General features: G+C 66.7%; 7 protein-coding genes. 6 read left to right on the plus strand and 1 reads right to left on the minus strand.

Annotation, left to right across the window (positions count from 1 at the left end):
• The first annotated feature begins 17 nt into the window (after nucleotides 1–17).
• Nucleotides 18–1046, plus strand: a complete 1029-nt coding sequence (trpS, locus tag ACK4S9_RS21240; protein ID WP_409729610.1) for a tryptophan--tRNA ligase — start codon at nucleotides 18–20, stop codon at nucleotides 1044–1046.
• Nucleotides 1047–1169: 123 nt separating this feature from the next.
• Nucleotides 1170–2219, plus strand: coding sequence for a serine endopeptidase (locus tag ACK4S9_RS21245; RefSeq protein ID WP_409729612.1), 1050 nt, complete (start codon nucleotides 1170–1172; stop codon nucleotides 2217–2219).
• A gap of 66 nt (nucleotides 2220–2285) precedes the next feature.
• Here ACK4S9_RS21245 and ACK4S9_RS21250 read toward each other — a convergent pair whose 3' ends face one another.
• Nucleotides 2286–2744 carry a DUF3597 domain-containing protein gene (locus tag ACK4S9_RS21250; protein WP_409729623.1) on the minus strand — a complete coding sequence of 153 codons (459 nt, stop codon included), beginning with the start codon at nucleotides 2742–2744 and terminating at the stop codon, nucleotides 2286–2288.
• Nucleotides 2745–3414: 670 nt separating this feature from the next.
• Here ACK4S9_RS21250 and ACK4S9_RS21255 point away from each other — a divergent pair.
• The 4 genes from ACK4S9_RS21255 (at nucleotide 3415) to alaS (ending at nucleotide 9175) form a co-directional block, all read left to right on the plus strand.
• Nucleotides 3415–3765 carry a DUF1294 domain-containing protein gene (locus ACK4S9_RS21255; protein WP_409729613.1) on the plus strand — a complete coding sequence of 117 codons (351 nt, stop codon included), beginning with the start codon at nucleotides 3415–3417 and terminating at the stop codon, nucleotides 3763–3765.
• Nucleotides 3766–3786: 21 nt separating this feature from the next.
• Complete coding sequence (ugpQ, locus tag ACK4S9_RS21260) at nucleotides 3787–4539, plus strand: glycerophosphodiester phosphodiesterase (protein WP_409729615.1); 753 nt, start codon at nucleotides 3787–3789, stop codon at nucleotides 4537–4539.
• Between the two features lie 97 nt (nucleotides 4540–4636).
• Nucleotides 4637–6307, plus strand: a complete 1671-nt coding sequence (locus ACK4S9_RS21265) for a flagellinolysin (protein WP_409729617.1) — start codon at nucleotides 4637–4639, stop codon at nucleotides 6305–6307.
• 258 nt (nucleotides 6308–6565) lie between these two features.
• Nucleotides 6566–9175, plus strand: coding sequence for an alanine--tRNA ligase (gene alaS / locus ACK4S9_RS21270; protein ID WP_409729619.1), 2610 nt, complete (start codon nucleotides 6566–6568; stop codon nucleotides 9173–9175).
• The last annotated feature ends 140 nt before the right edge of the window (nucleotides 9176–9315 follow it).

The raw sequence follows: 9315 nt of genomic DNA on the forward strand, positions 1-9315 counted from the left end.
AATAACAAGGAAACCCGATGAGCTCCCCAACCCCAAATCCCTCCACGCCAATCATCCTCACCGGCGACCGTCCTACCGGTCCGCTGCACCTCGGCCACTTCGTCGGCAGCCTGCGCAACCGCGTCGCCTACCAGGACAGCTACCGCCAGTTCGTCATGCTGGCGGACGCCCAGGCGCTCACCGACAACATGGATGACATCGGTAAGGTACACCGGAACGTGGTCGAGGTGGCGCTCGATTACCTCGCCTGCGGCATCGATCCGGCCCGTACGACCATCCTGATCCAGTCGCAGATTCCGGAACTGACCGAACTGACCTTCTACTACCTGAACCTGGTGACCGTGGCGCGCCTCGAGCGCAACCCGACCGTGAAGCAGGAAATCATCCTGCGCGGCTTCGAGCGCGACATCCCGGCCGGCTTCCTGACCTACCCGGCCAGCCAGGCCGCCGACATCACCGCCTTCAAGGCCAGCGTGGTGCCGGTGGGCGAGGACCAGATCCCGATGATCGAGCAGTGCAACGAGATCGTGCGCCGGTTCAACCGTACCTACAGCCCGGAAAAGGACATCCTGGTCGAGTGCAAGGCGATCGTGCCGGAAGTGGGCCGCCTGCCGGGCATCGACGGCCGCGCCAAGATGAGCAAGTCGCTGGGCAACACCATCAACCTGGGCGCCAGCGCCGACGAGATCCGCGCCGCGGTCAAGCAGGTGTACACCGACCCGCTGCACCTGAAGGTGTCCGATCCGGGCCACCTGGAGGGCAACGTCGCCTTCATCTACCTCGACGCCTTCGACGCCGACAAGGAAGGCCTGGCCGAGATGAAGGCCCACTACACCCGCGGCGGGCTGGGCGACAGCGTGGTCAAGAAGCGCCTGGAAGGCATCCTGCAGGAACTGCTGGCGCCGATCCGCGCACGCCGCGAAGAATACGCCAAGGACCGCGGCCAGGTGCTGCAGATCCTCAAGGAAGGCACCATGCGGGCGCGTGAAGTGGCGGCGCAGACCACCGACGAAGTGAAAAAAGCCCTGGGCCTCTCGTACTTCTGATCCCCCGCGGTATCGCGTGCCGGTACCCAGGGTATCGGCACGCATCCCCCTCGCGGCCGACGCTGGCCCGCGCATCCCTCCGGTGGCACTCTTGCGCCATCAATGTCACTGGAGGATCTCTTCATGAGCAAAGGCCTGCGCTTGACCGAAAAATGGATGCAACGCGCCCTGTGGCTGGTCGCGTTCGCGTTCGCGGGCTTCCTGATCGGCCTGGGCGGCAAGATCGTGAACAACTTGTGGGACGTCGAGCGGCCCCTGAGCATCGAACGGTTCATGGATCGCAACCAGGTCGCCGCCCTGCGCGCCGGCGAGCAAGCGGCGCAGGCGCGGCGCGAGGCCGCCCAGCTCGACCTGGAGCAGGCGACCCAGCAGCACGAGGTGGCGCGCGCGAATACCCGTTCGGCGCGCGAGACCTTCGACAACTGGCTGGCCACGCGCCGGGCGACTGCGCGTCCGGACCAGGATCCCGCGCTGCTCGAACGTACCCGCGCACTGGACAAGCTGGAGGGCGACGAGCGCCGCGCGCTGGCGGCGGTCCAGGCCCAGCAGCAGGCCCTGTTGGACGCCGACCAGGCCCTGCAGCGCGCGCGGATGCGCTGGGAGCGCATGGAAACGCCGGCCCGCGCGGCCTTCGAAAAGGCGGCCACGGCCAAGGAGTTGCGCGTCTTCCTGTACCGCCTGGCCCTGACCCTGCCGCTGCTGGTGCTGGCCGGCTGGCTGTTCGCGCGCAAGCGCGCGAGCCCCTACTGGCCCTTCGTGTGGGGATTCATCTTCTTCGCACTGTTCGCTTTCTTCTTCGAACTCGTGCCTTACCTGCCGAGCTACGGCGGCTACGTGCGCTACCTGGTCGGCATCGCCGTCACCGTGCTGGTGGGACGCTACGCGATCGTCTCGCTGCAGCACTACCTGGCGCGCCAGCGGCAGGCCGAAACCCTGCCTGACGTGCAGCGTCGCCAGACCCTGCGCTACGACGCCGCCCTGGCCCGGCTGGGCAAGGGCGTCTGTCCGGGATGCGAGCGGCCGGTCGACCTGAAGGATGCGAGCGTCGACTTCTGCCCGCACTGCGGCATCGGCCTGTTCGACCGCTGCGGCGGCTGCAACAGCCGCAAGAACGCCTTCGCCCGCTTCTGCTTCTCGTGCGGGACGGCGGCGAATACTTCATTGGCCGATTAGGAGTATCCGATTGCAGACGGCGATTTTCGTAGGGTGGGCGGGAAGACCCGCCCACCCTACGAAGGATTAGTCGCGCAGGTCGGCCGGCACCTTGCCGCCGTTGGCGGCCAGCTTGTTCATCACCTGGCGGTGCAGCCAGATGTTCATCGAGGCCGAGTCGCCCGTGTCGCCCTTGTAGTTCAGCTCGGCGGCCAGTTCCTTGCGCGCCTGCAGGCTGCTGTCCAGGCCGAGCAGCTTGAGCAGGTCGACGATCGAGCTGCGCCAGTTCAGCTGCTGGCCCGAGGATTTCTGCATGTTGGTCAGGATTTCTTCGACGTCGACCTGGTCCATCATGGCCGGCGCAGCCTGCGGCTGGGCCTGGGCCTGGGGCTGGACCTGGGGCTGGGCTTGCGGCTGCGCCTGGGGTGCGGCCTGCGGCTGGGCCTGTGGCGCTTGGGCCTGGGCCTGCGGCTGTGCCTGCGGGCCCTTGTTGGCGGCGTGCGCTTTCGGGAAGATCTTGCCGAAGATATTGCTCAGGATGCCCATGTCATCTCCTTGGTGAATGGTGGATTGGGAACGCATGCGTTGCGCGACGTGGCCGAGCGCGAGCGCCAGCGCGGCGCCGCCGATCGCCTTGACCAGCGTCGGGTGTTCCGCATAGAAGGCGCTCATGCGGTCGACGATGCCGGGATTCTGCTGCTCGGCCTGTGCAGCCAGCTCGCGTACCTGCTCGGGGGAAACCTGCGACGCCTGTTCCGGCGTCACCTTGCCGCCGCCGAACAGCTTGCCGAACACGCCGCCCGCCACCGAGGACAGCTGCGCCGGGTTCATGGAGCCCAGCAGCTGGTTCAGCATGCCGGCGCGGCCGTTCGCATCGCTCTGCCCGAACAGCTGGCTGACGACCTGCGGGAAGGGTGGGGTCTGGTCGGAGCGCAGGGCATTGGCGACGCCTTCGGCGACCGTTGCGCGCGGGGCGCTCTGGGCCACGCGGTCGAAGTCGTCCGCTGCCCGGTCCTGGTTGCCGCCGCCCAGGTACTGCGATAACAGATTGCCCAAATCAAATGCCATATTCGTTCTCCTGACTGCCTACGGTTGAATAGCGAGCGTAGGGGTGTTGACGACGCTTGCTCTGTTCGTTATCCAACCCTCACCGGCCGAAAAGCGGTATTTCCTTTCCATGTAGACAGCAACGCGCCTGCCGGAGTAAGCTCCCCGCATGCCTTACCTGCCGCTCCTGCTGTTCGCCTTCCTGTACGCCGCCGCCACCTGGCAGTGGCAGCTGCCGCTGGCCGTCGGCGGCGCCTACCTGGCCATGAGCCTGAGCTGTTTCGTGGCCTACGCGATCGACAAGTCGGCGGCGCGCAAGGGCAACTGGCGCACGCCGGAGTCGACCCTGCTGCTGCTCGGCCTGGTCGGTGGCTGGCCGGGCGCCGTGCTGGCCCAGCAGTGGCTGCGGCACAAGACCTCGAAGACCTCGTTCCAGTGGAAGTTTTACCTGACCGTCGTGCTGAATATCGTGCTGTTCCTGTACCTGGCACGGCAGCTCGGCAATTCGGAAATGTACTGATTCCTGCGATAGGAGGTGGGCATGTGGCCTTATCCCCGGATATTGGCGCATCGCGGCGGCGGCACCCTGGCGCCGGAGAACACCTTTGCCGGCCTGCGGCGCGGCATCGACTTCGGTTTCCGCGCCCTCGAGTTCGACGTGATGCTGGCGCGCGACGGCGTGCCGGTGGTGATGCACGATCCCTACCTCGGCCGCACCGTGAGCGGGGCAGGCCACGTGTTCGACTACGATGCGCATGAACTGGCCCGGATGGACGCCGGCAGCTGGTTCGGCGCCGACTACCGCGGCGAGCCGGTGCCCCTGTTCGTCGAGTTCGCGCAGTACTGCAAGGCGCACGGCATCTGGATGAACATCGAGCTCAAGCCGGCGCGCGGCTTCGACCGCGAAACCGGCGCGACCGTCGCGCGCATCACCAGCGCCATGTTCGCGGACGAGATCGGAGAAGGCCATCTGACGCACGTGCCGCTGCTGTCCTCGTTCAGCCTGGCGGCCCTGGAAAGCGCGCGCGATGCGGCCCCCGACCTGCCGCGCGCCTTCCTGATGAGCGAGCTGCCGCCCGGCTGGGAGCCGCTGGCGCGCTCGGTCGATGCGGTGGCGATCCACGCCAACCACAAGCACCTGAGCCCGGCGCTGGCCAAGGCCGTGCGCGACGCCGGCTTCGGCCTGTTCTGCTACACGGTCAACGAACCGGCGCGGGCGCGCGAACTGCTGGACTGGGGCGTCGAGGCGTTCTGTACGGATCGTATCGATTTGATCGGTCCCGACATCGCCTAGCCTGCGGTCCTGGGTCGTATACATATTTCAACGAGGCCCCTTCAGAAAATTGACCGGTTGTCGATAAAGGCTGACAACCGCCACCAGGGATGACTTCATGTCATTGTCAATTCATAAGCTCTCCTTGTCGCTGAGCGCCCAGCGCAGCCTCGGCAAGCACGTGGCCGCCCAGGAAACGATGATCAACCGCCTGACCGCCGGCACGCGCATCAACAAGGCGTCCGACGATCCGGCCGGCCAGGCCCTGGCAGGGCGCATCGACGCGGGCTTGCGCGGGCTCAGCCAGGCGATGCGCGCCATCGGCGACGGCGCGTCGATGCTGCAAGTGGCGGACGGGGCTTTGTCGAACGTGAGCGACAGCCTGCAGCGCCTGCGCGAGTTGGCGGTCGCGTCCGGCAATGGCAGCTATGGCAGCGGCGACCGCGCCAAGCTACAGCAGGAGGCGATGGAGATCCTCAAGCACATCAACCAGGTCGGGGCAGAGACCCAGTTCAACGGCGAGGCGCTGTTTTCGCAGGACCGGGTCAGCATCGGCGGCGAGGACGAGAACAAGCGGGTGGTGCTCGACGGCCTCAGGACGGGCTGGCTGAGCGCCTCCGAGAAGATGGTCAAGGACTTGTTCGGCTTGCAGGCGGATGGCGTCAAGCTCAAGGTCAACCTGGTCTCGCCGGGTACGCCCAGCGGCGTGCTGGCCTGGGTGGAGGGCAGCGGCACGGGCAAGCTCGACGACCTGTCGCTGAACATCGACATGGCCGACTTCGGCGCCGGGTCCGGCGCGGACGGCGGCGGCGCGCCGCTGTACAGCGACCGCATCATCGCCCACGAGATGGCGCATGCGATCATGGCGCGCACCATGAACTTCGCGAACCTGCCGTCCTGGTTCAGGGAAGGCGCGGCCGAGTTGATCCACGGCGCCGACGAGCGCGTGCGCAGCGCTCTCGCCGGCGCGGATGCCGCGACGATCGTCGGCGGCATCGGCGTCTCTGGCGGCACCTACGAATACGAGAGCGCCTACGTCGCCGCCCGCTTCCTGCACCAGCGCCTGAAGGACCTGGGGGTGGAAGGCGGGATGAAGGGGCTGATGCAGCACCTGAGCAGGAACCAGGGCGCGACCCTGAGTACCGCGCTCGACGCGGTGACGGGAGGGAGGATCGCGAACGAGGCCGACTTCCTGACGGAGTTCGGCGCCGACGGCGACGACTTCCTCCTGAACAGGATGAACCTGGCCAACGCCGACACCGGCGCCATCGGCGGTCTCGATGCCGACGGCGGGCCCGCGTTCAGCGCCCGCGGCGTGGTCGCGGACGCCGGCGACAACAATGCCGACGACGGCCTGGCCGGCTTCGTGGTCGAGTATCCGGAACTGGGCGGGCATGCGGGCGTGCGCCGGGTGCAGGTGCAGGCCGGCGACAAGGCGGGCGACCTGATCGAATTGCGGTTCGGCGCCATCAATGCCGCGGCGCTCGGGCTGGCGAGGCTCGACATGCGGCGCGGCGCGGTGGCCCTGCTGCACGTGGACCAGGCGCTGGCCTACGTGAACCAGCAGCGCGTGGTGGCGGGGGCCTCGAGCAACCGCCTCGACCTGGCGGCCGGCGCGCTGCAGGCCGGTTCGGCCAGCATGGCGGCCGCCAAGGAGCGCATCGAGGGCGTCGACTACGCCGGCGCCACGGCGGGGCTGACGCGCGCGCAGATCCTGCAGCAGGCCGCATCTGCGATGCTGGCGCAGGCCAACAGCCAGCCGCGGGCGGTGCTGTCGCTGTTGCGCTGACGCGTTACCGGTACGCGACGAACGTCAATTGGGTCCCTGCCTGCGCGGGGACGACGGTCTCACGGTCGCGGGCTACGGACGTGTACACGTAACTACAGACTTCAGCACGTCATCCCGGCGCAGGCCGGGATCCAATTCGGTCGCGTCCTGGCAGCACGACCTTTCCCCGTAAATATCAGCCGGACTAATAATCCGGCCCCTCAGCTACGCTATAATCGTTTTTTTATAGCGCATGCTCCCTCATTCCGCCCTCACGACATGAAATCCTCCGAAATCCGCGAAAAGTTCCTCAAGTTCTTCGAGTCCAAAGGCCACACCATCGTCCGTTCCAGCCCGCTGGTGCCGGGCAACGACCCGACCATGCTGCTGACCAACAGCGGAATGGTGCAGTTCAAGGATGTGTTCCTGGGCCTGGATACGCGCCCGTACTCGCGCGCCACCACCGTGCAGCGCTGCGTGCGCGCCGGCGGCAAGCACAACGACCTGGAAAACGTCGGCTACACCGCGCGCCACCACACCTTCTTCGAAATGCTGGGTAACTTCAGCTTCGGCGACTATTTCAAGCGCGACGCGATCAACTACTGCTGGGAGCTGCTGACCAAGGTCTACATGCTGCCCGCCGAGAAGCTGACCGTCACCGTCTACTTCGAGGACGACGAGGCCTACGACATCTGGGCCAACGAAATCGGCGTGCCGAAAGAGCGCATCATCCGCATCGGCGACAACAAGGGCGCGCGCTACGCATCCGACAACTTCTGGCAGATGGCCGACACCGGCCCTTGCGGTCCCTGCACCGAGGTGTTCTACGACCACGGCGCCGACATCTGGGGCGGCCCTCCGGGCTCGCCGGAAGAAGACGGCGACCGCTTCATCGAGATCTGGAACCTGGTGTTCATGCAGTTCAACCGCGACGAGTCGGGCACCCTGACCCCGCTGCCGAAGCCGTCGATCGACACCGGCATGGGCATGGAGCGCCTGGCCGCCGTGCTGCAGCACGTGCACAGCAACTACGAGATCGACCTGTTCCAGGCCCTCATCAAGGCGGCTGCCCGCGAGACCGGCGCCACCGACCTGGAAAACAATTCGCTCAAGGTCATTGCCGACCACATCCGCGCCGCGTCCTTCCTGATCGTCGACGGCATCATCCCGAGCAGCGAAGGCCACGGCTACGTCCTGCGCCGCATCATCCGCCGCGCGCTGCGCCACGGCCACAAGCTGGGCCAGACGAAACCCTTCTTCCACAAGCTGGTGGCGGACCTCGACATCGAGATGGGCGAAGCCTATCCGGAACTGCGCGAAGCATCGGCGCGCGTCGCCCAGGTGCTCAAGACCGAGGAAGAGCGTTTCGGCGAAACGCTCGAGAACGGCATGAAGATCCTGGAAGCGCAGCTGGCGAAAGATGCGAAGAACCTGGACGGCGCCACCGCCTTCACCCTGTACGACACCTACGGCTTCCCGCTCGACCTCACCGCCGACATCTGCCGCGAGCGTGGCGTGACGCTGGACGAGGAGGGCTTCGCCGCCGCCATGGAGCAGCAGAAGAAGACCGCGCGCGCCGCTGGCAAGTTCAAGATGGCCGCCAAGGTCGAGTATGCGGGCGAGAAGACCAAGTTCGTCGGCTACGAGTCGCTGGCCCACAACACCCACGTGCTGGCCCTGTACTCCGAAGGCGTCTCGGTCGAGGAACTGAAGGCCGGCCAGGAGGGCATCGTGGTGCTCGACACCACCCCGTTCTACGCGGAGTCGGGCGGCCAGGTGGGCGACCAGGGCGTGATCAAGGGCGAGGGCCAGCTGTTTGAGGTCGAGGATACCCTGAAGATCCAGGCCGAAGTCTTCGGCCACCATGGTGTGCTGCGCGAGGGTTCGCTCAAGGTGGGCGACACCGTCGACGCGCAGGTGGACACGGTCAAGCGCGCGCGCACCATCCGCAACCACTCGGCGACCCACCTGATGCACAAGGCCCTGCGCGAAGTGCTGGGCAGCCACGTGCAGCAGAAGGGCTCGCTGGTCGATCCGGACAAGACCCGCTTCGACTTCAGCCATGGCGCACCGCTGACGGCTGAGGAAATCGCCAAGGTCGAGATGATCGTCAACCGCGAGATCCTGGAGAACCACGCCACCCAGGCGCAGCACATGAGCTTTGATGACGCCGTCAAGCATGGCGCCATGGCCCTGTTCGGCGAGAAGTACGGCGACACCGTGCGCGTGCTCGACATCGGCTCCTCGAAAGAGCTGTGCGGCGGCGTGCACGTCACGCGCACCGGCGACATCGGCCTGTTCAAGATCGTGTCGGAAGGCGGCGTGGCCGCTGGCATCCGCCGCGTCGAGGCCGTGACCGGCGAGGGCGCGCTGGCGCTGGTGCAGTCGATCAACCGCAAGCTGCAGGAAGCCGCCGGCGCCCTGAAGACCAGCCCGGACGAGTTGCCCTCGCGCATCTCGCAGGTGCAGGACCAGGTCAAGTCGCTCGAAAAGGAAGTGGCGGCGCTCAAGTCGAAACTGGCCGCAGGGCAGGGCGACGAGCTGGTGACCAAGGCCATCGACGTGAACGGCATCAAGGTGCTGGCGGCGACCATGGAAGGCGCCGACGTCACCGCGCTGCGCGAGACCATGGACAAGCTCAAGGACAAGCTCAAGACCGCCGCCATCGTGCTGGCCAGCGTGGCGGACGGCAAGGTCAGCCTGATCGCGGGCGTGACCAAGGATGCCACCGGCAAAGTGAAAGCCGGCGAACTGGTGAACTTCGTCGCCCAGCAGGTGGGCGGCAAGGGCGGCGGCCGTCCGGACATGGCGCAGGCCGGCGGTACCGATCCGGCAGGCCTGCCGCAGGCGCTGGCCGGCGTGGCCGGTTGGGTGGGCGAGCGCGCGTAAGCCTGATCGTCCCGCTGGTCGAGAACGCCGCTTTCGAGCGGCGTTTTTTATTGGCGCTGTCACCGTTCGCTATGGATGACTCCGATCGCAATGCGCAGTAATTGCTCCGCCGTCGTGATCCGTCCTCCATCGAGCGCCCG

The sequence above is a fragment of the Massilia sp. genome (assembly GCF_046293535.1).
Lineage (GTDB): Bacteria > Pseudomonadota > Gammaproteobacteria > Burkholderiales > Burkholderiaceae_D > Telluria.